Below are 23,553 nucleotides of genomic sequence, written 5' to 3'. Positions count from 1 at the left end.
ACACCAATTTCGTATTTTTTTAAACTAATTTGTAATCATTAATCAATGACTGATTAAAAATTACCGTTTAAGTCCTAATGCGCATAACGGGTTTTGGCGAGTAAACTCAATCCGGTGGCCTGCTGTAGGAAAGCATTTTTCAGATTTTCATGCTCATCAACAAATTTTAAGCCCGCGTTACGCGCTGCAATCACTGGAAATAGCGTTTGAGATTCCAGCCAGCCAATCACAGACATACCATGCATCATGGCATCGTTTTGCCCTTTACGCGCATGTTCATAACGTCGCAAGGTTTGTTCATGTGCCCATACACCACGCGCCCGGTCATGTAGCAGCACATCACAGAGTAGCGCTGCATCTAAACAACCGATATTGACGCCCTGACCAGCCAGAGGATGAATCACATGCGCTGCATCTCCAACCAAAGCCAATCCCGATTTGATGTATTGTTTTGCAGCACGAGCGATCAGCGGGAACGTTGCACGCGAACGTACCTCATGCACTTGACCCAACATATGCTGACTTTCTTGTGTAAGTAAATCCGCAAATGCCTGATCGCCTAATGCAGCATATTCCTCGGCATAATCTTCTGGCAATGTCCACACGATTGACTGCCAAAATCCCTTTTCATTTGGCTCGATACTGGCCATCGGCAAGAATGCCAATGGCCCGGTCGGCAAAAAGAGCTGGCGAGCCACATGCTGATGTGGCTGCGCCGTCTTCACGGCACAGCTAATCGCAGCCTGACGATAATCCAGCACATCCAGATCAATCATGGCTTGGTTACGCACAAACGAATTTGGACCGTCTGCACCAATCAGCAAACGAGTCTGCAAAACTGAACCATCTTCAAGCTCAAGCTGCCAGCCCGACTGTACAGATTCGATTCGCTTGACACGAATCTGCGTCCGATAATCTGCAATCACTTCACGCATTTTTTGCTGGATTGCAAAATTAACAATACTCGGTTCCACCATCGAACCCAATGCCTGATCCAGATGTGGTGTCTGCTCGCTCGCATGTCCGAATTGAATTTCACCGTAGCCATTTTTATTCCACACCTGCATGCCCGAATACGGCATATGACGTGAAATAGCACTCCAGACTCCAACGGTCTCTAACAAATGAATGGTGGCCTGACTCAAAGCCAATACTCGTGGATTGACTTCACGCTCAATGTGTTCACGTGAAAGTACAGGAGCGGCATCGAGGACGGTGACACGAACGCCACCTTGAGCCAACAATAGCGCTGTTAGTCCGCCTACCAGCCCACCGCCGACGATCACAACATCGTGCATTTGTGTCATGCTTTTAACCCCATTGCGTAATTGGCAACTAATGGCTTAATGCCCGGAATAACATCAAAAGCCACCAGCCCGGTATTTCGCAATAATTTGAGTACCGGATTTTGGTTACTAAAGCCACGCACCACCGAATCACAGAATTTAATCACGCGTTGTTGATCTTTTAATCGGGCTTGTTCATAAGCCAGCAGATTTTCTGGCTCTCCGATATCATCTGACTCACTCAATTGTTGTAACAGATGACGCACCAATACGTCAGCATCTCGTAGGCATAGGTTAAAGCCCTGCCCAGCGACCGGATGAATCGTATGCGCAGCGTTACCCATGAGTACCACACGACCTACAGCCTGCTTATGTGCCAATACTTGTGACAGCGGGTAGCTAAAACGTCGTCCAGTTTTTTCAAAAGTTCCTGCCCGATCCCCATAGGTTTTTTGTAAAGCATTTAGAAAATGCTGATCGTTGTGCTCACCTAACCATTCGTCTTCGGTGCCTTTTTTTACGGGCCAGACCACAGAGCGTCGCGACTCGCCGGGCAAAGGCAATAATGCCAATGGACCTAACGCACTAAAACGCTCAAATCCGACCTGCTCGTGTGGTTTAGAGGTTTGTACCGTGGTCACAATCGCCACTTGATCATAATCTCGAACATCGGCACCCACGCCTAAAGCCTGACGACAAAATGAATCACGACCATCGGCGGCAATGACCAGTTTTGCTTGTAACTCAAGCTGCTCGTGTTCACGCTCGGCATTTAAATAGACAAAGTCCTGATCTTGTTTTAATGACGTTACTTTGACGCCATCGATCAGCTCAATGAGTTCGTGCTGGCGTACCTGTGTAAGTAATACACGCCCCAACCATGCATTTTCAATGACCTGTCCAAAGCTTTCGACTTTTTCTTGTGAGGCCACCAGTCTTGCTTTGCCAAAACTACCTTCTTCGGTAATATGAACCTGTAAAATAGGCGTTGCGTGTTGCTGTAGCGCATCCCACAGTTGCAACTTTTGATAAATTTGTACACTTCGGCGTGAGAGTGCCGTATTTCGTGCATCGAAACTTGAGTGATAGGGAGCCAGATTTTCGTCGTCGTAATCTGGATACTGAATGGCTTCAAGCAATTTTACTGCAATATTTTGTTTTGCCAGCATGAGCGCGAGGCTCAATCCCACCATTCCACCACCGACAATAATCACATGTTGCACTGCGATTTCTCCTTTACTCGATTTTTATCGTTTCGCTTGAGCCATAAGTGTTTCAATTGCATCGATTTCTTTAACCACATTTTGCGTCAGAATCAATGGGCCATCTTCGGTCACCACGACATCATCTTCAATTCGAATGCCGATACCGCGCCATTTTTCATCCACCGTTTCATCATCAGGCGCAATATAAATACCCGGCTCAACCGTGACCACCATCCCTGGCGCATAACTTCGCCATTTGCCGGCCACTTTGTAGGCACCTACATCATGCACATCCATCCCCAACCAATGTCCGGTGCCATGCATGTAAAATTGACGGTAGGCTTCTTTTTCAATGAGTTCATCGATTGCGCCGCGCATCAGTCCAAGCTGAAGTAAACCTTGTGTGATGATACGCACTGCGGCCTCGTGTGGATCACGATACGACCGTCCGACTCGCACCTGATCGATCGCGGCATACTGTGCGTCTAGCACGATTTGATAGAGCGCGCGTTGCTCTGGACTAAAACGACCATTGACTGGAAAAGTACGCGTAATATCAGATGCGTAGCACTGGTATTCACATGCTGCATCGATCAGCACCAAATCACCATCATTGAGCGGCTGATTGTTTTCTACATAGTGCAAGATACATGCGTTGGCTCCACCACCAACAATGCTGTTGTAAGACGGGACACAGCCATTTTGATTAAATACATAGTTCAATTCAGCTTCAAGTGCATACTCCATCATACCTGGACGAACCTTTTGCATGGCACGAGTATGCGCTTGAGCACTGATGTCCGATGCGATTTGCATCAATTGAATTTCTTCTTCTGACTTAAACAGTCGCATTTCATCTAAGAGACGATCGAGTTGAAGCACTTGAGACGGCGCACCGTCGCCGCGTTTGTCTTGATCTTGAGCCTGTTTAATCCATTGACTTACGCGCGCATCAAATTCAGCTCGATGCCCGATTCGATAATAAATGGCGCCCTTATTGAATAACTTCTCGATGATTTCTTCGTCAAGCAAATCAATCGCAAAGGCTTCGTCTGCTTCATAATCTTCAACCGCACCATCGACACCTGCACGATAACCATTCCAGATTTCAAGCTCACGATTACGTTCACGACAAAACAGGCTATAGGTGTAATCTGCTGTACTTTCACCCGTTTCAATCACTGCTACAGCTTCAGGCTCGGCAAATCCAGTTAAATAAAAGAAACTACTATCCGCACGAAACTTATAATCCGCATCACGATTTCGATACGCCACTGGACTGGTTTCAATAATTGCAATACTGTTTGGCCCCATATGCTCAGCGAGGCGGTCTCGACGACGTTCAAAATCTGCTTGGGTGAGTTTCATGTGCTCTTATAATCTATATGGATAATGTCTAAATGGTAAGGCAGCGCCCAAGCATTAGCTTGGACGATGTGGTGTAAACATTTCAACAATACTCTGATTTTCATCAGATTCAGATGTATTTTTCAACTTTGACTGAAAACTTTTAATCAATGAGCTTTCTGAAACAGGGATTTTTTTACGGCCTATCGATAAGCTGACCGGAATCAAACGAACGAACTCATACAGTTCTTCGTAACCCATTTCGCCTTCTTCATCGTTGTCTGATTCGTCAAATTCGACTGCTGCAACATCTTGGAGATGCTCAATCAATTCAACTTCATCTGAACGGATGTGTCCGGAAGCCAAACCAAAGCCGAGTACCACGCCAGCACACCAATCTGCAAGTGCCTGTACTCGCTCTTGCAAAAGATGCTCTGAATCTGGAAGCATAGGTAAATAGTCCAGCTCATCTTCGGCGAGCGCATGCGCAACGTCTTCAGCTTCATCGGACAGCACGGACAGCGCCTGATCGTTTAAAGTCGGTACATTTAGCGTTGCTAAAATTTGTAACCATTCATCTCTGGTCGGTGCTTCTGTCACACAAACTATACCTGTAAGCAAGCCATGTAACTCACTAGGGCTTGAAATTTCCTCAATTCCTTCAAAATTTTGGTTCCACTCGTTCCAACCTGAAATATCGTCTTGCATTCGCTTATCCAATCTCTATACTTCGTATATATTACCTTTGATTGCAATTCTGTGCGACTACGTTATGTTAGAACAATTACAGCGACTTCAAGCGCATGTTGGCGTTTTAAAAACGCGTTTACTTCATTTAGAGCGTGACAACGAAGCGCTCGTAAAGACGAAAGATGAAACTGAAGCCCAACATCATAGTCAAATCGTGCAAAAAAATAGTATCATTACGGCCAAGCAAGAGGAAATTGAAACCTTAAATGATCAGCTTTCCCAACTTCAAGGCCAGTTTAAGCAACTTAACACAGATGCAACGGCACTTGCAGACCGCTACAGCCGTTTGGAAAAAAGTTGTACAGATCTGAAAAATCGTTTTCAGGAAATTTTGGCAGAGCGCAATGACTTACGTGTTACAAAAGAAAAGTTACAAGCACATCAGCGCCAAACCCAGCAAGAGATTCAAGAGTTACAACAAGATCGTGATCGGTTGCTGAAAAAAAATGAACTGGCCAAATCAAAGGTTGAAGCGATCATTCAACGACTTGCAATTTTGGGTACGGCACAAGATCAACATGCTCAGGAAATCCAGCAACTCGCCGACCCTACTGAGGAGATTCATCCATGAGCGATCAAGTGGTCGTCGAACTACGTTTAATCGAACAAATTTTTCGTCTGAACACCACAGTTGAAAAACGTGATGAGCTTGAACGTGCTGCTGAAGTACTGAATGAGCGTTTTAATGAAATGCGCCGCAGTGCGCCGCGCGTTGAACATAATAAGCTGGTCATTATGGTCGCGCTTCAATTGACCCAAGAAGTACTCAGCCTCAATAAATCATTGCAAGAGTATGAACATTGCGAGCGATTATTAGACGCAATTTTACAAGATGTAGAAAAAAGCCTATAGAACTGTGCATTTTCGCGCAAACGTTCACCACTTGAAAACTAAGTTTACATAACACTGTGGCAAGAGAATTGCCATTGAGTTCAGATCGGTTATACTGAATCTGTCTCTGGGATGCTCGCCAGCGCGTCAGAATCCCCTGAGCCGATACTATCACTTTAGGATAGCGTTCTGCATATTTAGAGTGTATGCCTACCGCGAGTAGGAAACCCAGCAAGTATGCGTCGCTTCCACCTTGAACTTAAGGGTTCAAGGGTAATGACAGGCAGCGGCATCTTCGGAGGCATTTATTTTAAAATCATTTAATTATAATTTTTTTACGTTTAGTTCCTCTTTATTATTTTTCTTTATCATCGCAGCAATACCCAAACACAGCCGATAACCCTTTCCCTTTTGTATGTAGCTAATATTCCCTTAAATCATTCCTCAATTGAGCGCGACATGCTCGCTTAACAAGCAAATATTAATTTCAGCTTTAATATCAAATTAAATAACACTTCTCACTAGATTCTATAAAGATTCAATTTTTTGCACTTAATTTAGGCTTAAGTCTTTGCCTCGATAGTCATCATTATACAAAACATGTCAGGTAATCCTGCTGCACATGTTTGACCGTTAAGATGAGACGAAGCAATGGCTAAAGTGTGTTACTGTGCCGACGATTTTTCCATGCGTCCCGAAATTTCATCGGCGATTCTATCGTTGCTTGAAAAAGAGCGCATTCATGCCACCTCATGCATGACTCAATCACCCTCTTGGTTTCAAGATGCCAAAGTATTAACAAGTCTTGATACAACTGCCGAAATTGGATTACATCTAAATTTTACTCAAGTTTTTGGCGTTCAGGATTATACCGAGCGATTACCGAAACTCATGCTCGGCGCATGGACCGGCCAGCTTTCACAAACTAAAGTTCGCGACAGCATTGCTCGTCAGTGGGAATTATTTTGCTCTGCGACAGGTCGAATACCTGATTTTGTCGATGGGCACCAGCATGTACATCAGTTTCCCATTATTCGTGAAGCTTTATTTAAATTTCTCAATCAACAGCAATTTAAAGGCTGGGTACGCAGTCTGCGCCACCCTGTTTTAACGCCAAATACGCGAATCAAAGTCACGCTACTCAAATTACTCGGTGCTACACGTTTTAGCGAGATGTGTCAGCATTACAATATTCACCAAAATTCTACCTTTGCCGGTATTTATAGTTTTGACGCCCAATCTTATGCGCTTTTGAACCAGCAGTGGCTTGCTCAAGCGCAAGATCAACTGTTAATCATGTGTCACCCTGCACTTTCCCACAGCCAGTCTAGTCATGACCCGATTCATGCTGCACGTGTACGCGAGTTTGAATACTTCGACTCAGCACAATTTCAGCAAGACTGCCGACATCACCATATCCAGCTTGGTCCATTAGGAGCAATCTAATGCACACTTCTCCTTTTTTGTCCTGTGTTGTTCCGGCTTATAACGAAGCAGAGAACCTAAAAACATTTATTCCCGCGCTGGCAAAATCGCTGGATCAGCAACAATTGCATTATGAAATTATTGTGGTCGATGACGGCAGTCAAGACGATACGCTTCACGTCTTACAATCCATGGTGGATCATTACCCACTGATTGTACTCGAACTGTCGCGCAATTTTGGTAAAGAAGCCGCATTGAGTGCAGGCTTAGATCGGGTGACTGGTGAAATTACTTTGCTGATCGATGCCGATTTTCAGCATCCTCTAGATGCCATTCCGACCATGATTAATCTTTGGAAGAATGGCTACGATATGGTGTACGGCATTCGCAATCGAAGCAGTGAGTCTTGGTTAAAACGCATACTAACCAATCACTACTATAAAGTTTTAAATCTTAGCTCTCCAATCGATATTCCTGAAAATGCAGGTGACTTTCGATTGATGGACGCCAAGGTCGTCGATGCCATCCGCCGCTTACCAGAAAGAAATCGTTATATGAAAGGCTTGTATGCTTGGGTTGGATTTAAAGGTATTGGTATTCATTTTTCAGAACAAGAACGTCAGCATGGCACGTCAACATTCAATGCCAAGTCATTATTTCGTCTTGCCATGTCTGGTTTGACCGGGTTTTCAGATCTTCCCCTTCGTTTGAGTATTTATTTAGGGGCTTTAATGGCGCTCATTGCCATGAGTTATGGTGGATGGATTCTGATTGAAACACTGGTCGAAGGCGTTCGTGTACCAGGCTGGGCAACACTGGTCATTGCACTCACCTTACTTGGTGGCATTCAGTTGTTATTTTTGGGAATTGTAGGCGAATACATCGCCCGTATTTATGCCGAAGTTAAAAACCGCCCACGCTATATTGTGTCTGGCGAATTCTCGCAATTTAAGCATCCCCACACGTTACCCGAAATTAAACCGCATGCATCTGAACCCTAAAAATCAACATATCAGTGCGCAGTTTATTCGTTTTTGCCTCATTGGGCTGTGTGCTGCCGCCATTCATGTGACAGTCGTGATCATACTTGAAAAGACACGGCTTGCGCTTGCTTGGTCGAATTTGGCTGGCTTTGGCGTGGCTTTTTGGATGAGTTATTTTGGACATCGCTATTTTACCTTTGCGACTTCAAATGCCCAGCATCGCCAAATGATGTTTCGTTTCTTGATGGTGGCCTGTAGCGGATTTTTATTGAATGAAGCACTGGTACTTAGTCTGAAAGAAGCCTTTCACTTGCCCACCGCTTTCAGTGTATTGACAGCAATTGGTTTTAGCTCAGTCTTTACTTTTTTATTGAATCGAATTTTTGCCTTTCAGCCAGAAGGATAGCCTGTATGCCGTCATGGTTACGTACCTTACCGATCAAGCTCGGTTTAATTTCTGTTTGGCTATTTGTATGCGCCACGGTCCGCTTTTTATCAATCCCCGATGAAGGCCGTTATGCGGATATCAGCCGCCATATGTTTGAGTCTGGCGACTGGCTTGTTCCACGTTTAGATGGTCTGCCATTTATTCACAAACCCCCTATGCTGCACTGGTTGAGCAGTATCGCGATGCATATTTTTGGTGTGCATGTTTGGGTGGTGCGTTTGGTTCCTGTACTGGCGGCAAGCTTGCTTTTGATTGGAACCTACCTGTTTGTTCGTAAATATCTCTCTCAAAAAATTGCCGAACTGAGCATCTTGATGATGGCAACCAATTTGCTTTTCTTTGGGAGCAGTCAATACGTTAATCATGATTTACTGCTGGCAACAGGCATCACCTTATCGGTATTTTGTCTGGTCGATTTTAGTTTGTGCAATCGAAAAGCCATGCTGTTCTTGGGGTACTTTTTTGCCGCCTCTGCCTTTTTAACCAAAGGGCTGATCGGCATTTTAATTCCCGGAATGATTCTGCTTCCATGGCTGCTTTACACCCGGCAATATAAGCGTATCCCGGCGTTTTTTAATCCTTTTGCTTTGTTGTTTCTGGCGGCACTTACCCTACCGTGGCTGTATCAAATGCAGCAAATTTATCCAGATTTTTTGCATTACTTTTTTATCGATCAACAATTTAACCGTTTCCATTCTAATCAGTTCAACAACAAGCAATCGTGGTTTTTTTACTTGGTCATTTTACTGGTGAGCCTATTGCCTTGGTTACTCACCTTAAGATGGACAGGCCTTCGCACTATACTGCACCAACAGCGATTAAACCCGATTGGGCAATTACTGATCTGGTGGTTGGTGTCTGTTGTCATCTTTTTTTCTATTCCACCGTCAAAACTTGCAGGCTATATTTTACCGGCACTCACACCACTGATTATCTTGTGTGCAGTAGCTTTTGAGAAATCAACTCTGAATACTCAACAACTGACCCGCATGCAAAAATACGCGCCAGCAGCTTTTGTTTGTTTGCTGGGATGTGTTCTGGCCGCTACGTTGTACTTCATTCCACTGGATTTTAATTTATCGAGTGTACAAAAGTGGCAAATTACCTTACTGGCAGCACTGCTGGTGTATTCTCCACTGTTATTTTTACAGCTACTCCATCGGCATAAACTCGAATATGCACATTATGTGGCTGCCTGCCTGATTGTGCTGTGTAGTGTGGTGCCCTTCGCTACACGCATTTTTGATATTAAAAATAATCACGATCAAATCAATTTCACGGCGTACATTCATCCCAATACCAAAGTGGTGTTTTACGATCGTTACTACTACGACCTGCCTTTCTTACTCGACTTGAAACAGCCTGTATATGTGGTCACTGACTGGCAAAATAATGTATCGGATAATTACGCACAGGAACTCTCGGATGGTTTGCAATTTGAACCAGAACGTCGGGCTTACTTATGGACTAGAGCGCAATTAAATGGCGCAATTGACCGTAAAGCGCCGATGATTGTGATTAGCTCATCGCATGATAATTCACTTGAGCAACAAGCCAAACAGGTTATTCATAATCGAAATTTTGATGTGCTGATTTTTAATGAATGACATAACTAAAGGCACGCTTGATCAAAATGAATAATTACACGGGTCTGTTCACTCAGTGGCAGATCCAGTTTTAACGTACTTTAATTTTATGTAAGAGCCCGCTAAGCTATAAGCAATTATATGGCATGACAAGCTGATCAAAACCTAAGCTCGGGATACATCCAATGACATCAGTTGTGCCTTACGCTACAGCACCACTTTCCGGTTCAGCACTACAGCAAGTACGCCGACACATTGCCAAACAGCGTCGGCAAAGTTCACGCTTTGCACAGCAACGTGCAGCGCAACGTGTACTGGCTCAGTTTCGTTTTTTTCTTGATCGAACTCGTCAGTCTATTATGCGTGCAGGCATTTACCTAGATGCCTTTGGAGAAATTCGGACACAAGCGCTGATTCAAGAGTGTTTCAAGCGAAACATTAAGGTGTTTCTACCTAAAGTCTGCGCCATGAATCAGCGACTGGTTTGGGTTGAAATTTCTAAGCATCAATATCAAAACCATCGTTTTACAAAGCATCGTTTAGGTATGTACGAACCTATGGCAACACGCGGGCAACCGATCTCCAAGCTTGATCTGGTGATAATGCCACTGGTGATTTGTGACACTACAGGCTCACGCGTGGGCATGGGTGGCGGGTTTTACGATAAAACATTATCCATCGCACCGAAGCGTCCAATCCGTCTCGGACTGGCACATGAGTTTCAGTATATTGCTGAAAATATTCAACGTGCACCGTGGGATCAATCACTTGATGCACTGGTTACACCAAAAAAATGCTATATTTTCAAACGCCCATTCAAAAAAACTATCAGCTTGATAAAAAAAATCTGAGCGATTTGCTCAATTTTTTGACATTTTCGATTGTCATGCCCTTGTAATTTTTAAAATACCCATCACTATAAAAACATGGCAACCTCGTTGTCACTCATTAGGAGTGCCCATGTCTGAAAATATTATGAATGTAGAAACCTTAGAGCCTCAGGTTCCAAGTGTATTACCGCTCTTAGCACTACGTGATGTGGTGGTGTATCCACACATGCAAATTGCGCTATTTGTAGGTCGTGAAAAATCGATCAATGCAGTTGATGTGGCTCGTAACAGTGACAATTTAGTATTTGTAGTTGCACAAAAGGATTCTCTCACAGAAGAAATTGATCACGACAACCTTTATCAATACGGTACCGTCGCGAAGATTGTGCAAGTTGTGAATCACGAAAATGATGAAAACTGTATCAAGGTTTTGATTGAAGGTTTATACCGTTCAAAACTCACAAAAATTATTGATGAAGACAGTTACTTGACTGCCGAACATCAATTGAGCCCAATGACGGTTGATAGCGATTCCGCGACTCAAGAAACGCGTTTGCAGGAATTACGGACCTTGTTTGCTCAATATGCTGAAGCAAAACTGCGTAATGCACGTGAACTTGTTGCGGCAGCAAATAAAATTGACGATTTGCTGCAACTGATGTTTTTTGTGGCCACACGCGTGCCATTAAACATTGATGTAAAACAAAAGTTTCTCGAGCACAACGAATTTGAAGCACACTTGCAAGAGCTGACCAGCTACTTGGTACAACAATCTGCCGAGCAGCAAATTGAGCAGACCTTGCATGACAGCGTCAAACGCCAAATGGAAAAGAATCAGCGCGAATACTTTCTCAATGAAAAAATGAAGGTGATTCAACGCGAGCTTTCCGATATGAACGGCGGCGCAGAAGACGATGTTGCAGAAATTGAAAAACGTCTTGCTGAAGCAGATTTGCCTGAACATGTGCGCAAAAAAGCAGAAGCTGAGTTTCGTAAACTAAAAGCAATGCAGCCAGCTTCAAGTGAAGCAGCGGTAGTGCGCAACTATCTTGAAGTGATTCTAGATACGCCTTGGAACACTGCAAGCAAAGTCAGCATTAACCTGAAAAAAGCGCAGGAAATTCTAGATGCAGACCACTATGGTCTTGATGATGTCAAAGACCGTATTGTCGAATATCTTGCTGTTCAATCGCGTGTGAAAAAGTTACGTGGCCCGATTTTGTGCTTGGTCGGCCCTCCAGGTGTGGGTAAAACCTCACTGGGTGAATCGATCGCAAAAGCCACAGGTCGCGAGTTTGTGCGTATGGCACTTGGTGGTGTACGTGACGAAGCCGAGATTCGCGGGCATCGTCGTACCTACATCGGTGCGATGCCAGGTAAAATCGTGCAGTCTCTAACCAAAGTGGGTGTAAAAAATCCATTGTTCTTGCTCGATGAAATCGACAAGATGGCACAAGACTATCGTGGTGACCCTGCATCTGCCATGTTAGAAGTACTTGATCCATCACAGAACAATAAGTTCAACGATCATTATCTTGATCTTGACCTTGACCTGTCTGAAGTGATGTTTATCTGTACTGCAAACAGCATGAACATTCCAGAAGCGTTGTTAGACCGTATGGAAGTGATTCGTCTTCCGGGCTACACCGAAGAAGAGAAAGTTAATATTGCTGACCGTTACTTGGTTCCTAAAGCGATCAAAGATAACGGTTTACGTAGCAGTGAATTGACTGTTCATGAAGAAGCGATTCGTGACATTGTACGACGCTACACACGTGAAGCAGGTGTCCGTAGCCTTGAGCGTGAAGTGTCTAAGATTGCACGTAAAGTGGTTAAAGAAGCGGTCAGCAAAAAGAGTAAAAATCTGCATATCGACGTGACTCAAGAAACGCTTCCAGAATATCTTGGTCCACACAAGTTTGACTTTGGTATTGCAGAAGAAGAGGCTCAGGTCGGTCGTGTAAACGGCTTGGCATGGACATCAGTCGGTGGCGAGTTACTCACCATTGAAGTTGCAGCCGTCAAAGGTAAAGGTAAATTCATTACAACAGGTTCGCTTGGTGATGTGATGAAAGAGTCGATTACTGCGGCCATGACGGTAGTGAGAACACGTGCAGACGAATTGGGTATTGAAGCCTCTCGCTTTGAAGAAACCGATGTTCACGTGCATTTGCCTGAAGGCGCTACACCAAAAGACGGTCCGTCTGCTGGTTTGGCACTGACTACCGCACTTGTATCGGCATTTACTGGTATTCCGATCCGTGCCGACATTGCCATGACAGGTGAAACATCTCTACGTGGTAATGCACTGCGTATTGGTGGTTTGAAAGAAAAACTGCTGGCTGCCCACCGTGGTGGTATCAAGTTGGTCTTTATTCCACAAGATAACGTGCGTGATTTGGCTGAAATACCAGACAATGTTAAAGAAGGTTTAGAAATCAAAGCAGTGAAAAGCATTGATGAAATCTTACCTTTAGCTTTGACAGAACAGCCTAAACCTTTGGTAAAAGCACCTATTGTGAAGCCTGTTGAAGAATCAAAAGCAGCACGTCACTAATTCCAGTTGGTTATAAAAAAGAGAGCTTCGGCTCTCTTTTTTTACATTATTCAGGTTGAAAATTAACCAATAATACCCATAATAATCTTAAGGGTACTTATTATGATTGTTTCATTTTTCCAGTGTGGTCATCTGATTCTCCAGACAGGTGGCCCTTTTAACCGCAGTCCTTCACGCTTTTGGGCTGCGTTTTTTTACCTGAATTTCTTCGTGTTGTTTAGTGGCTAAACATTTGAATACGATCTGCACGGCGGGGCATGATCATTCGGGGCTTTATCGTTATACTGATACCGATGATTTCACCTGTGAGTATTGTAATGAAAATCCGTCTTCTCACCATTGGTCAAAAAATGCCAGCATGGGTACTCACGGGTTTTGAAGATTATTTCAAACGCATCCAACCGTTTGTTCAAACACAAGTGATTGAACTGCCTATGGCAAAACGGGGTAAAAATGACTCGCAGGCCGATATTTTAAAATACTGTCAACTCGAAGGTGAAAGTATTTTAAACGCCCTAAAACCAGGTGAAGTGCTGATTGCACTTGAAGTCGGCGGTCGTGAGTTAAGCACAGAAAAACTCGCCCTGACCATGAAGGGCTGGATGCAAGACGGACAGGATATTGCATTGGCGATTGGCGGGCCTGATGGTCTTTCCGATCAGGTTCGTCAGGCTGCTGCATGGCACTGGTCTTTGTCTAAGCTCACCATGCCACATCCACTGGTGCGTGTATTGCTGATCGAACAGCTATACAGAGCCATGAGCATTAACCACAATCATCCTTATCATCGGGCTTAATGCAGTTAAGTGTATGCCCCGATAAGTCGTTCAAATGAATCTGTTGCTGTACAGCAAACTGTGCAGCTGACTTGTCTACTAGGTACAGCATCATATGAGTCCACAAACACTCCCTGGCTTGTTTATCTCCCATGGCTCTCCTATGCTGGCAGTCGACCCCGAACAAGTGGGGCCTGCCCTGCACCGGTTGAGCTTTAACTTGCCAAAACCGAAAGCAATTGTGGTGATGTCTGCGCACTGGGAAAGTCAGTCGCTTGAAGTCAGCACATCAACCCGCCCCCAAACATGGCACGATTTTCGTGGCTTTCCGGCTGAGTTGTATCGTATTCATTATCCTGCACCTGGTGCACCGGAATTGGCAGAAGATATATTAAAGCGTTTAGCCGATGCGCATTTGACCGCGCATGCCAACAGCACACGGCCCCGCGATCATGGGGTTTGGATGCCGCTTCTACATATGTATCCAGAGGCAGATATACCTGTCATTGAAATTTCGCTGCCCATGCAACTCAATTCAGATGAAATTTATGCAGTTGGACAAGCACTGGCACCGCTGCGAGAACAACAAATTTTACTGATCGGATCGGGAAGCATCACTCATAATCTGGCCGAATTGCGCTGGCAAGGCAATCTGCAAAATATTCCAGAATGGGCATCTGGCTTTCGAAACCATGTGGTGAATAAACTGACCCACCAAGATTATGATGCCATCTTAAACTGGCCAGACTTACCTCACATCGAGCGCAACCACCCTACCATCGAACATTTTGCACCCTTGTTTTTTGCCATGGGTACAGGGAATCGCTTCTCTATCGTTCACAGTAGTTTTTCGATGGGATCTTTAGGGATGGACATTTACCGTTTCGATTAATCACTTAAAGATTTAAATTAAACTTAAGCAAAATTAAAACTTTGTAAGTTTAGGTGCCTTCTATGTTGCAAAATAGATACATTTATTACACTTAAAGCCTAATAGATGTGTCTTTTTTTCTGCAATAAATTCGTTAGGATTTAGGCCTTAAATTGAAAGAATGTTGTTCCATGAAAATTAAATATTTAATTCTTGCTCTTTTGCCATTTTCACTTATGGCCTGCCAATCAATGAATCAAACCCAGCCTGTTTCTGTAGTTCAAGAACAAAAAGTTGATGCCACTAAAGCCTTAACTGCTTATACATGGTCGTTTCAACCTGAAGGTGCGCCACAGCCGATTATCTTAAGTTTTAGCGATCAGAACTTGAGTATTCATACAGGGTGTAACAACCAAGGTGGTTCATGGAAGCTTAACGACCAGCAACTCGTGACTTCAGCGCTGGCTTCTACCATGAAAGCATGTGAGCCAGCACTGATGAAAAATGAGCAGTTTGCAGCTAATCTTCTTAGCGACAAAAGCACTCATTTCAAACTCGATACTCGCTCAATTGAACAGCCAAGTCTGATGTTAACCAATGCCGCAGGACAAACATTTGAGTTTAAAGGCAGCATGACACCGGAAACCAAATATCAGTCTCAGGGCGAAATCATTTTCTTGGAAATTGCACCTGAAACTAAATCGTGTACAGGTGTTGCACCGCAAACTTGTCTGCAAGTTCGCGAAATTAAATATGACGATAAAGGGATTAAAACCCAAGTTGATAAAGACTGGTCGTTATTTTATGACCAAATCGAGGGCTTTCAACATCGTGCAGATCAACGCGTAATTGTTCGTGTAAAACGCTATGAACGAAAAAATCCTGCGGCAGATCAATCTAAATATGTCTATATCCATGACATGACCGTTGAGCAAGAAATGGTGAAGTCCAAATAAGCCAGCGGATGATTCACTCCAGACACTCAAAGGCCTGATCACTGCGATCAGGCCTTTTTTTGAATAATAAGTGTTACTGGATTACGGGATCATATAGCGACTTCTGTGCTAAAATGCCGGGCTTAAGCTGACGTTCCTTTTTGTACTGAATATTTTTCTCTTATGACCAATAACGCTTTTGCACTTTTACGCGAAATAGACCGTATTTTGCCGCAAACTCAATGTGGTTTGTGCGGACATCGAGATGGATGTCTGCCTTATGCAAAGGCCATTTTAGAAGGTGAAGCGGCAAATAAATGTATTCCGGGCGGTCAACCTGTTGCAGATGCTCTTGCAGCTCGACTCAACCGCCCGCCACTGCCTGCAGAAAAAAGTGTCTGGCCAATTCAGTCCGATGGGCGCCCGCAGCGTATGAAAGCAATCATTCGTGAGGATGAATGCATTGGATGTACCAAGTGCATCAGTGCCTGTCCGGTCGATGCGATTATTGGTAGCGGCAAGCTGATGCATACTGTTTTGACGGATCTGTGTACAGGATGCGAGCTTTGTATTCCACCATGCCCTGTGGATTGTATCGAACTGGTTGAAGATACTGCGCCGCTTCCTACTGCTTTGCAACAAGAACAGGAACAACAGCAACTTCGACAACGTTATTATGCGCACATTCAACGTGAAGAACGCCGCCGTATCGACCGCAAAGGCCCGATTGTTCGTGCAGAAATTGACACCGAATTGTTTTCTCAATTTTCGCAGTGGATAGATGAACTGCCTTCAATTGAACGTATTGAAGCTGCAGCTAAAACAGTCACAAAACAGGATGCATCTATTACGATTGAACTTGCCAAGCTTCGCACCCAAATTAAAAAACTGGAAAAGCAATTAAGCGTTCGAGCAGATGCAAAGAAACAGCAGCAACTTGAGCAATTGCAACAACAACTGAATCTGCTTCAGGGGAATTAAATGCCAGTTAAAAACATGACCAAAAAACAGATCCAGACGTTTTTTGAGCGCCTTAGAGCACAGCGCCCTCACCCACAAACTGAGTTAAATTACAGTAATGCATTTGAATTACTGATTGCGGTCATGCTTTCGGCTCAGGCCACCGATGTAAGTGTAAACAAAGCCACAGACAAACTGTTTCCGGTGGCCAATTCTGCCGCAAAAATTTATGCCTTGGGTGTTGAAGGCTTAAAAACTTATATAAAAACCATTGGCTTATATAATGCCAAAGCTGAAAATGTGATTAAAACCTGTCAAATCTTAATTGAAAAATATCAAGGCGAGGTTCCTCAAACCCGAGCAGAGCTTGAGGCACTTCCAGGTGTAGGACGCAAAACCGCAAATGTGGTGTTAAATACCGCATTTGGGCAGCCCACCATGGCAGTCGATACACATATTTTTCGTTTAGGAAACCGCACAGGCTTAGCCGTGGGCAAAAATGTACTTGAGGTGGAACACCGTCTAATTAAAGTTATTCCAAAAGAATTTATTACCGATGCGCATCACTGGCTAATTTTGCACGGACGATATTGCTGTGTGGCCAGAAAGCCAAAATGCGCAGAATGTGTAGTATCCGATGTATGTAACTGGTCAGAACGTTATGCTTATGGTGCAGAGCGCGCTGTGACCATTCAAGCAACACCTTAATTTTTTTCAAAATAAAAGTGTTTACATGAGCGATGCACTCACTTTTTTTGTTTGAGCTTTGGGTGCAGTATTTTGCGCTTGTTTTGCTGATTTAAACGTTTTTCTGCAAGCTCTTGTTTTTGCACTTGACGTAGCATTTTCTGGCTTTGATAGAGCAGAAACAACAAAACCAATAGACTTATCACCACCAAAAAGATTAATGCGATCTTTAGCAAACAGATATCCTCAAAAAAGAAAAGAGCCCTGAATGTTCAGGACTCTCTTATATTAGCAAAAACCAAACGAATTATTTAGTTTTGTCTAAAATAGCAAATAGATCTTTTTGTACAACATCGATTGTACGTAAGCCATCAAGCTTGTCATAGGTTGGTGCATTTTCGCCAGATGCCGCACGACCTTGATAGAAGCCAACCAATTGCTCAGTTTCGCTGTGATAAGAGCCAAGGCGCTTACGAATGGTTTCTTCTAGATCGTCGGGACGCTGTACCAGTTCTTCACCTGTTACATCGTCTTTACCTTCTACTTTTGGTGGATTGTATTCGATGTGGTAAACACGACCAGATGCTGGATGCTGACGACGGCCAGAAAGACGTTTTACGATTTCTTCGTCTGGTACCGCAATTTCAATCACGTGATCGATTGTGATCCCTTCTTTTTCCAGCGCTTCAGCTTGTGGAATAGTGCGTGGGAAACCATCAAAAATACAACCATTTGAACAGTCAGGTTGCGCGATACGCTCTTTTACCAAACCGATGATCAGTTCATCTGATACCAGACCACCAGACTCCATTACACTTTTGGCTTTTAGACCAAGTTCAGTTCCTTCACGAATTGCAGCACGGAGCATATCACCGGTTGAAATTTGTGGGATATCATAGCGCTTACAGATCAACTGAGCCTGAGTACCTTTACCTGCTCCAGGTGGTCCGAGTAAAATAATGCGCATAAGAAAGCATCCTCATTAAAAACAATCATCACGATGCTCTGGAGTATGACACCTCGTGTCACATCTACCAGCATCTAAATTATAAGAAAGCGACAAACAAATGTATTAAACCTGCAAAAAATCCGGTGACCCCACCAAGCACAATCAGTATCCACTCATCCTCTTGGAATGCCGGACGTAGAAGGTTTTGAAACTCTTTTGGAGTTAACTCACGAATACGGTCTTTAAACATCTGAAATATTTTTTGTGCACGGCTCGCATTGAACGCAGGGTCGCATACAGGCACCATCGTAATTTCAATTGAGCGATCAATCAAGTCTGTCTTGAGTTTAGCATATTCGCGTGGCCCTAAGGAGAGTTGAAGTGAGGTTCTTACCAATGGAGTTTCCATTATTTCATTGATATGGCGTTTAACTATACGACGGGTCTTGTCTTTTTTACTGCCATACATCATTTCAGTCATGATCGACTTCAAGGTAATCAGATCTTCAGTGACGACACTTGCAAATACATCCGATACTTCTTCTTGACGCTTCATAAAAGCGCCTTGAACATTATAAGTTCCCATCCGCGGCACGACAGGGACCACCCACGGAAATTTACGATCTTGCGTTAAGCGGAAAAACTGCGGATAACGGACATAGTGTGGCTCGACTGGATTAAACACCATCCAGATTGCAATCCAGTTGGTGAGAAAGCCCCAGATAGCCGCCCAGAAAGGCACTGTCCAGTGCCATGGCACCAAAAACCAGACCAGCATTTGAAACACACCAAAAAACATTCCAATTAGTGCACTGATATGCCAGATAAAGTTAATTTCCTTCTGACCTACTTTTAAAAACATTCTCACCATTAAACGGCGATCGCCTTCCATTTGGCTGACAACCATTTCACGCATATTCACCAGTGACTCTACATTTAAAGTCAACTCTGTAACCAATTCTCGGAGTACACCGGGTAACTGCTTATGCGCTTGAGCATAAATTCTACGTTTAATCGAATAAGGTAAGTTTTCCCAGAGCACGGCATTTCGGTCAATCATGACTTCATCAATCAGGTGCTCAAGTTCAAAGCCGACTTGCTCACCAATAATTCTGGCCATATCTTCTGGGTCCATGGCCTCAAGAAACTCACGCAACGAACCCAATTTTGAAAGCGTGTTGTCGGTAATGATGCCAGAAATACGACCCGCTTTACGTGGCACAATTCCTTGCCAGCCCACGGGTAACGGACCTAGATGAAATCCCCAGAAGTTAATTGGATAAAAGACCATCTTTAAAGCCATCCACACATGTGCCCATGTCACAAATGCAGTCACCGGGATGATACTCATCACCGCCAAATGATCAGGTCGATTTAAAAAGGTTTGCCACAAATCACTGATGAAATCTAACATCCATTACTCTCGTATTTCTTTATTACTTGATGGGTGTATTTATGATGAAGAAATCTCGGCACTTTAAAGACCAAAACTTAGCGTATAAGCAAACTGTAATTGAGGTTTGGTATCAACTACAGTAGACCCATCTGTATTTTTTAACGCTTCTGCGGCACCAATGCCAACACTAAAGGTACTGATTCGATCTTTATTTAACCAAACATACGCCAAATCGACGCCACCACCCAATCGTGAGGTGTAATCATTGTCGACTCGGCGGCTTTCTAGCGTACCAGCATATACACCTAAGTAGTATCCATTTTGATTTTTGCCTGTGAGATAATATGGATAACGAAAGCCGACTTGCCCGCCAAAGGTATGATCGCCGTTGAGATAGGCGCCTGCTTTTAAATAAGTAATGCCATAAGGATTGACCCATTCGCCATTCACATGTGCCAGTTGCTGGGTGACTCCCAAGCCGACATTGAACGGACTAACATCTTTGCCTTGTAACTTTGCTTCAGGCAAATAATCCTGAACACTTGCACATGTCACCGAACTAAAGGTTAAGAGAGCAAGAAAGGAATATATTTTTTTCATTATTTTCTCCGTGTTTCTCCAAACATCTTCAATTTAGAGCATTCCTTTAACTGTTTTGTGACTTTAACAGAAATAGTTTCGTTCTTATATACAGCACCTTACAATTTTGATGGCGCAAATGTCAAAAAACTGATCTCGATTGTGGGTGAATACTTAAAATTTATCTCTGTTTTATAAGCGTGATAGGGTAAACTTTACGGCTATTTATTTGTGTCGTTCAAGTTAAAGTCTATTGGTATGAAGCAGCACTTTCCGTTAAAAGATAACCAGCAAGAAAAGCGTCTGTATCGAGGGCGAATCTTTTTTGCAATTGGCTTGGTGTGTTGCTGCTTACTGGTGTTGATGAGCCGTTATGCCTATTTGCAAATTGTGCATTTTGATGAGTTCTCTACAGCCTCTGACAAAAACCGGATTCGACTGCAACCTCTTCCTCCTGCTCGGGGATACATTTACGACCGAAACGGCGTATTACTGGCCGATAATTATCCGGTCTTTACGGCAACCATGAGCCGCGCAGATGTTGAAGATATCGATGGTACACTCGAACGACTTACGCCTATTCTTACCCTTACACAAGAAGATATTGATCGTTTTAAAACGCGAATTAAAACAGCACGTAAAACTGAGCGCGTATCGATTAAACTCAATCTGACCGAAGCAGATATTGCCAAGTTTAGTGAACAGAAATATAACTTTCCGGGTGTAAAAATCGAGACACAGATGACTCGCTATTACCCGCACGGGGATCTGTTTGCACATGTGATTGGTTACGTGGGGCGCATCAATGAAAAAGAGCTTCAAACGCTCAATAAAGACACCTACGCTGGAACCAACCTGATTGGCAAGATCGGGGTAGAAAAAACCTACGAAGACTTGTTACACGGAACACCAGGATACGAATCAGTCGAGGCCGATGCCCACAGCAATATCTTGCGTCATCTTGGGCGTAAAGAACCAGTACGAGGTAACGACCTTTATCTTTCAATCGATTACGGCTTGCAAGTGGTGGCTGCCGAACAACTGGTCGGTCGTCGTGGTGCAATCGTAGCGATGGATCCGCGTACAGGTGAAATTCTGGCGCTGGTATCTAGCCCAAGCTTTAATCCAAATTTATTTGTAACAGGGATTAGTCATGTGGACTACAGTGCCCTGCGAGACAATCTCGACCAGCCGCTGTATAACCGTGCCTTACAAGGGGTCTATCCACCGGGTTCGACCATTAAACCGATGGAAGGATTGGGCGGCATTCATTATGGCACTGTAGACTGGTCGACCAGTATTTATGATCCGGGTTATTTCCATCTTCCGGGGGATTCTCATAAGTTCCGTGACTGGAAAAAAGGCGGTCATGGAATGGTGAATTTGCATAAATCGATTATCGATTCCTGCGATACCTATTTCTATGTATTGTCGTATCAGATGGGAATCGACAAAATGAATGCCTGGATGCGTCAATTTGGTTTTGGTCAAAAAACAGGGGTTGATTTACCGAGTGAGAGTGAAGGCCTGTACCCAAATCCAGAGTGGAAAATGCGCACGCGTAAATCGAAATGGCTCAAAGGCGAAACGATTTCTGTGAGTATTGGTCAGGGTGCATTTACTGCAACACCACTCCAGCTTGCAATGGCTACATCAATTATGGCCAACCACGGTGCTCATGTGACACCGCATGTACTTCGTTCTGCACATGGCGCCAAACCCTTTAAGGTACACAATGCACCGGACGGTAAAATCCAGTTTAATGGCACAGAACAAGACTGGGTCAATATGCGCGATGCCATGATTGATGTGATTCAAAGTGGTACAGGTCGCGGTATTCGTACACCAATGTATCAAATTGCAGGCAAAACAGGGACAGCTCAGGTTAAAAGTATTGCGCAAGGTAAACGCTACAACGAGTCAATTTTGTCTGAGCGCCAACTCGACCATGGTCTATTTGTTGGATTCGCACCTGCTGAAACCCCTGAAATTGCGGTGGCTGTGGTGTGGGAAAATGGTCGACATGGTGGATCGGCAGCTCAGCTTTCGCGCCCATTATTTGACTATTGGCTACTGACCCGCAAGAAAAATCCAATCCGACCAGCCAATCATCAACTGAGTGGCGGCTTGATGACAGCGGGTATTAAGCCAGGCGAGCTTCCTAGCGGAGCTTTACTTGAAGCAGATCCAAATGCCGTGTCAAATCGCAATAAACCACAGCAGAAACCAAACACTGCTGCCTCTTCGGTGATTGCCGTATCTGCACCTACCTCAGCAGAGATCTCAGAATAATGAAAAATCAGTTACGTATTATTGGCGGGCAATGGAAACGTCGACAGCTTCCATTTGCCAGTGTCGAGGGTTTACGCCCCACCCCAGATCGTGTTCGTGAAACATTATTTAACTGGCTCATGTGGGATATTCAAAATGCGGCCGTGCTCGATGTTTGTACGGGTTCTGGCGCACTGGGCTTTGAGGCCTTGTCGCGTGGAGCAGCTTCGGTACTGATGATCGAGCCAGAAACGCTACAGGCCAAAATTCTCAAGCAGAATATCCAGTTACTTGAGGCGAAAAATTGCGACTTAAAAGTCGCCACCGCACAGCAGGTTTTACCTAGACTGAATCAGCAATTTGATGTGATCTTTCTAGATCCGCCTTACAGCCTAGATTTATGGACAGAATTAGCTATTTTGCTTGATCCTCTAGCCCGTGAAAATGCCTATATTTATGTCGAAGCAGATCGGGAGTTGACTCAGCTGCAACTTCCCAACACATGGCAATTGCTTAAATCGAGCAAAGCCGGAACAGTGCGCGCAGGGCTTTATCAGAAAAAATTATAGCGATGATTCGCCCGACAATGCGTCAAAATCTTATTTGTATTTAAGCGGTATTGTTTAATCGTGAACTCTTCTTGATCTATGGGTTTAATCATTCGATTAGTCAGGGCGATCTAAACATACCGGCCGCACATCTCGCACCATTTCCTCTTCACGGCGCTCTCGGACGTCATCATCATCGAGTTGTTGTCTTGGTTGCAATGACCAGCGTGGTTGGTGCATATTCGACAGTTGATTTTGATATCCGGAAAAGCTTTGTGCTTGTACAGATAAGCTCGACATAAAACTCGTTACAGTTAAAAAAACAAAAATGAA

Annotated in this window: 23 protein-coding genes and 1 other RNA gene; 16 read left to right on the top strand and 8 right to left on the bottom strand. The window is 44.0% G+C overall.

The window, feature by feature from the left end:
- Positions 1-74 precede the first annotated feature (74 nt).
- The 4 genes from KCV09_RS01540 to KCV09_RS01525 are packed head-to-tail and all read right to left on the bottom strand — an operon-like array spanning position 75 to position 4,546.
- Positions 75-1,307 carry an FAD-dependent monooxygenase gene (locus KCV09_RS01540; protein WP_212515435.1) on the bottom strand — a complete coding sequence of 411 codons (1,233 nt, stop codon included), beginning with the start codon at positions 1,305-1,307 and terminating at the stop codon, positions 75-77.
- On the bottom strand, positions 1,304-2,479 hold the full coding sequence (locus KCV09_RS01535; protein WP_252148441.1) for an FAD-dependent monooxygenase: 1,176 nt from the start codon (positions 2,477-2,479) through the stop codon (positions 1,304-1,306). Before KCV09_RS01535 ends, KCV09_RS01540 begins: the two co-directional genes overlap by 4 nt.
- Before the next feature lie 54 nt (positions 2,480-2,533).
- The gene (pepP, locus tag KCV09_RS01530; protein ID WP_212515434.1) at positions 2,534-3,859 is read right to left on the bottom strand and encodes a Xaa-Pro aminopeptidase; all 1,326 of its coding nucleotides are present in this window, start codon (positions 3,857-3,859) and stop codon (positions 2,534-2,536) included.
- Between the two features lie 54 nt (positions 3,860-3,913).
- Entirely contained in the window at positions 3,914-4,546 is a 633-nt protein-coding gene (locus KCV09_RS01525; RefSeq protein WP_004946229.1) for a UPF0149 family protein, read from the bottom strand.
- A gap of 64 nt (positions 4,547-4,610) precedes the next feature.
- Here KCV09_RS01525 and KCV09_RS01520 point away from each other — a divergent pair, with 64 nt between their 5' ends.
- From KCV09_RS01520 to nth, 14 genes are all read left to right on the top strand, one after another.
- Positions 4,611-5,159: a hypothetical protein gene (locus tag KCV09_RS01520; RefSeq protein ID WP_004936212.1), complete on the top strand. Its 549-nt coding sequence runs from the start codon at positions 4,611-4,613 to the stop codon at positions 5,157-5,159.
- Positions 5,156-5,440, top strand: coding sequence for a cell division protein ZapA (locus KCV09_RS01515; protein WP_004936208.1), 285 nt, complete (start codon positions 5,156-5,158; stop codon positions 5,438-5,440). Before KCV09_RS01520 ends, KCV09_RS01515 begins: the two co-directional genes overlap by 4 nt.
- Positions 5,441-5,540: 100 nt before the next feature.
- A non-coding RNA gene (ssrS, locus tag KCV09_RS01510) (6S RNA) lies at positions 5,541-5,725 on the top strand.
- 345 nt (positions 5,726-6,070) lie between these two features.
- Entirely contained in the window at positions 6,071-6,865 is a 795-nt protein-coding gene (locus tag KCV09_RS01505; protein WP_212515433.1) for a ChbG/HpnK family deacetylase, read from the top strand.
- Entirely contained in the window at positions 6,865-7,845 is a 981-nt protein-coding gene (locus KCV09_RS01500; RefSeq protein WP_212515432.1) for a glycosyltransferase family 2 protein, read from the top strand. Before KCV09_RS01505 ends, KCV09_RS01500 begins: the two co-directional genes overlap by 1 nt.
- On the top strand, positions 7,829-8,233 hold the full coding sequence (locus KCV09_RS01495; RefSeq protein ID WP_025095255.1) for a GtrA family protein: 405 nt from the start codon (positions 7,829-7,831) through the stop codon (positions 8,231-8,233). Before KCV09_RS01500 ends, KCV09_RS01495 begins: the two co-directional genes overlap by 17 nt.
- Positions 8,234-8,238: 5 nt before the next feature.
- Positions 8,239-9,882, top strand: a complete 1,644-nt coding sequence (locus KCV09_RS01490; protein ID WP_208476948.1) for an ArnT family glycosyltransferase — start codon at positions 8,239-8,241, stop codon at positions 9,880-9,882.
- Positions 9,883-10,046: 164 nt separating this feature from the next.
- Positions 10,047-10,712 (top strand): 5-formyltetrahydrofolate cyclo-ligase, encoded by a 666-nt coding sequence (locus tag KCV09_RS01485; RefSeq protein WP_208476949.1) that lies wholly within the window; start codon positions 10,047-10,049, stop codon positions 10,710-10,712.
- Positions 10,713-10,821: 109 nt separating this feature from the next.
- Positions 10,822-13,248 carry an endopeptidase La gene (lon, locus tag KCV09_RS01480; RefSeq protein WP_119690318.1) on the top strand — a complete coding sequence of 809 codons (2,427 nt, stop codon included), beginning with the start codon at positions 10,822-10,824 and terminating at the stop codon, positions 13,246-13,248.
- 317 nt (positions 13,249-13,565) lie between these two features.
- Positions 13,566-14,045: a 23S rRNA (pseudouridine(1915)-N(3))-methyltransferase RlmH gene (gene rlmH, locus KCV09_RS01475; protein ID WP_004936183.1), complete on the top strand. Its 480-nt coding sequence runs from the start codon at positions 13,566-13,568 to the stop codon at positions 14,043-14,045.
- Positions 14,046-14,139: 94 nt separating this feature from the next.
- Positions 14,140-14,916 carry a dioxygenase family protein gene (locus KCV09_RS01470; protein WP_004936181.1) on the top strand — a complete coding sequence of 259 codons (777 nt, stop codon included), beginning with the start codon at positions 14,140-14,142 and terminating at the stop codon, positions 14,914-14,916.
- A 170-nt stretch (positions 14,917-15,086) separates the two neighbouring features.
- Positions 15,087-15,851: an META and DUF4377 domain-containing protein gene (locus KCV09_RS01465; RefSeq protein WP_212515431.1), complete on the top strand. Its 765-nt coding sequence runs from the start codon at positions 15,087-15,089 to the stop codon at positions 15,849-15,851.
- A gap of 162 nt (positions 15,852-16,013) precedes the next feature.
- Positions 16,014-16,811 (top strand): RnfABCDGE type electron transport complex subunit B, encoded by a 798-nt coding sequence (locus KCV09_RS01460; protein WP_004946203.1) that lies wholly within the window; start codon positions 16,014-16,016, stop codon positions 16,809-16,811.
- Complete coding sequence (nth, locus tag KCV09_RS01455) at positions 16,812-17,498, top strand: endonuclease III (RefSeq protein ID WP_212515430.1); 687 nt, start codon at positions 16,812-16,814, stop codon at positions 17,496-17,498.
- A gap of 286 nt (positions 17,499-17,784) precedes the next feature.
- On the opposite strand, the gene adk is transcribed toward nth, so the two are convergent.
- The 3 genes from adk to KCV09_RS01440 form a co-directional block, all read right to left on the bottom strand.
- Positions 17,785-18,444 carry an adenylate kinase gene (gene adk, locus KCV09_RS01450; protein ID WP_004936171.1) on the bottom strand — a complete coding sequence of 220 codons (660 nt, stop codon included), beginning with the start codon at positions 18,442-18,444 and terminating at the stop codon, positions 17,785-17,787.
- A 79-nt stretch (positions 18,445-18,523) separates the two neighbouring features.
- A complete protein-coding gene (locus KCV09_RS01445) occupies positions 18,524-19,840 on the bottom strand; it encodes a hypothetical protein (RefSeq protein ID WP_004936167.1) in 1,317 nt (438 codons plus the stop codon).
- 63 nt (positions 19,841-19,903) lie between these two features.
- On the bottom strand, positions 19,904-20,422 hold the full coding sequence (locus tag KCV09_RS01440; RefSeq protein WP_119025483.1) for a hypothetical protein: 519 nt from the start codon (positions 20,420-20,422) through the stop codon (positions 19,904-19,906).
- A gap of 237 nt (positions 20,423-20,659) precedes the next feature.
- Between KCV09_RS01440 and mrdA the strand changes: the two genes are divergently transcribed.
- Together mrdA and rsmD are read left to right on the top strand one after the other, a co-directional pair.
- Complete coding sequence (gene mrdA, locus KCV09_RS01435; RefSeq protein ID WP_104124423.1) at positions 20,660-22,693, top strand: penicillin-binding protein 2; 2,034 nt, start codon at positions 20,660-20,662, stop codon at positions 22,691-22,693.
- A complete protein-coding gene (rsmD, locus tag KCV09_RS01430; protein ID WP_088458736.1) occupies positions 22,693-23,241 on the top strand; it encodes a 16S rRNA (guanine(966)-N(2))-methyltransferase RsmD in 549 nt (182 codons plus the stop codon). The genes mrdA and rsmD overlap by 1 nt, the downstream gene beginning before the upstream one ends.
- Before the next feature lie 96 nt (positions 23,242-23,337).
- On the opposite strand, the gene KCV09_RS01425 is transcribed toward rsmD, so the two are convergent.
- Positions 23,338-23,520: a hypothetical protein gene (locus KCV09_RS01425; protein ID WP_228267692.1), complete on the bottom strand. Its 183-nt coding sequence runs from the start codon at positions 23,518-23,520 to the stop codon at positions 23,338-23,340.
- Positions 23,521-23,553 lie beyond the last annotated feature (33 nt).

Origin of the sequence: Acinetobacter soli, from assembly GCF_018139125.1 — a bacterium.
GTDB classification, from domain to species: Bacteria; Pseudomonadota; Gammaproteobacteria; order Pseudomonadales; family Moraxellaceae; genus Acinetobacter; species Acinetobacter soli.
This window is presented reverse-complemented; position numbering and strand designations above follow the sequence as displayed.

Bases quoted from the DNA above. Each gene is read 5' to 3' on its own strand.
- KCV09_RS01540 (WP_212515435.1), bottom strand. From the start codon at position 1,307: ATGACACAAATGCACGATGTTGTGATCGTCGGCGGTGGGCTGGTAGGC.
- KCV09_RS01535 (WP_252148441.1), bottom strand. From the start codon at position 2,479: ATGGTGGGATTGAGCCTCGCGCTCATGCTGGCAAAACAAAATATTGCA.
- pepP (WP_212515434.1), bottom strand. From the start codon at position 3,859: ATGAAACTCACCCAAGCAGATTTTGAACGTCGTCGAGACCGCCTCGCT.
- KCV09_RS01525 (WP_004946229.1), bottom strand. From the start codon at position 4,546: ATGCAAGACGATATTTCAGGTTGGAACGAGTGGAACCAAAATTTTGAA.
- KCV09_RS01520 (WP_004936212.1), top strand. From the start codon at position 4,611: ATGTTAGAACAATTACAGCGACTTCAAGCGCATGTTGGCGTTTTAAAA.
- KCV09_RS01515 (WP_004936208.1), top strand. From the start codon at position 5,156: ATGAGCGATCAAGTGGTCGTCGAACTACGTTTAATCGAACAAATTTTT.
- KCV09_RS01505 (WP_212515433.1), top strand. From the start codon at position 6,071: ATGGCTAAAGTGTGTTACTGTGCCGACGATTTTTCCATGCGTCCCGAA.
- KCV09_RS01500 (WP_212515432.1), top strand. From the start codon at position 6,865: ATGCACACTTCTCCTTTTTTGTCCTGTGTTGTTCCGGCTTATAACGAA.
- KCV09_RS01495 (WP_025095255.1), top strand. From the start codon at position 7,829: ATGCATCTGAACCCTAAAAATCAACATATCAGTGCGCAGTTTATTCGT.
- KCV09_RS01490 (WP_208476948.1), top strand. From the start codon at position 8,239: ATGCCGTCATGGTTACGTACCTTACCGATCAAGCTCGGTTTAATTTCT.
- KCV09_RS01485 (WP_208476949.1), top strand. From the start codon at position 10,047: ATGACATCAGTTGTGCCTTACGCTACAGCACCACTTTCCGGTTCAGCA.
- lon (WP_119690318.1), top strand. From the start codon at position 10,822: ATGTCTGAAAATATTATGAATGTAGAAACCTTAGAGCCTCAGGTTCCA.
- rlmH (WP_004936183.1), top strand. From the start codon at position 13,566: ATGAAAATCCGTCTTCTCACCATTGGTCAAAAAATGCCAGCATGGGTA.
- KCV09_RS01470 (WP_004936181.1), top strand. From the start codon at position 14,140: ATGAGTCCACAAACACTCCCTGGCTTGTTTATCTCCCATGGCTCTCCT.
- KCV09_RS01465 (WP_212515431.1), top strand. From the start codon at position 15,087: ATGAAAATTAAATATTTAATTCTTGCTCTTTTGCCATTTTCACTTATG.
- KCV09_RS01460 (WP_004946203.1), top strand. From the start codon at position 16,014: ATGACCAATAACGCTTTTGCACTTTTACGCGAAATAGACCGTATTTTG.
- nth (WP_212515430.1), top strand. From the start codon at position 16,812: ATGCCAGTTAAAAACATGACCAAAAAACAGATCCAGACGTTTTTTGAG.
- adk (WP_004936171.1), bottom strand. From the start codon at position 18,444: ATGCGCATTATTTTACTCGGACCACCTGGAGCAGGTAAAGGTACTCAG.
- KCV09_RS01445 (WP_004936167.1), bottom strand. From the start codon at position 19,840: ATGTTAGATTTCATCAGTGATTTGTGGCAAACCTTTTTAAATCGACCT.
- KCV09_RS01440 (WP_119025483.1), bottom strand. From the start codon at position 20,422: ATGAAAAAAATATATTCCTTTCTTGCTCTCTTAACCTTTAGTTCGGTG.
- mrdA (WP_104124423.1), top strand. From the start codon at position 20,660: ATGAAGCAGCACTTTCCGTTAAAAGATAACCAGCAAGAAAAGCGTCTG.
- rsmD (WP_088458736.1), top strand. From the start codon at position 22,693: ATGAAAAATCAGTTACGTATTATTGGCGGGCAATGGAAACGTCGACAG.
- KCV09_RS01425 (WP_228267692.1), bottom strand. From the start codon at position 23,520: ATGTCGAGCTTATCTGTACAAGCACAAAGCTTTTCCGGATATCAAAAT.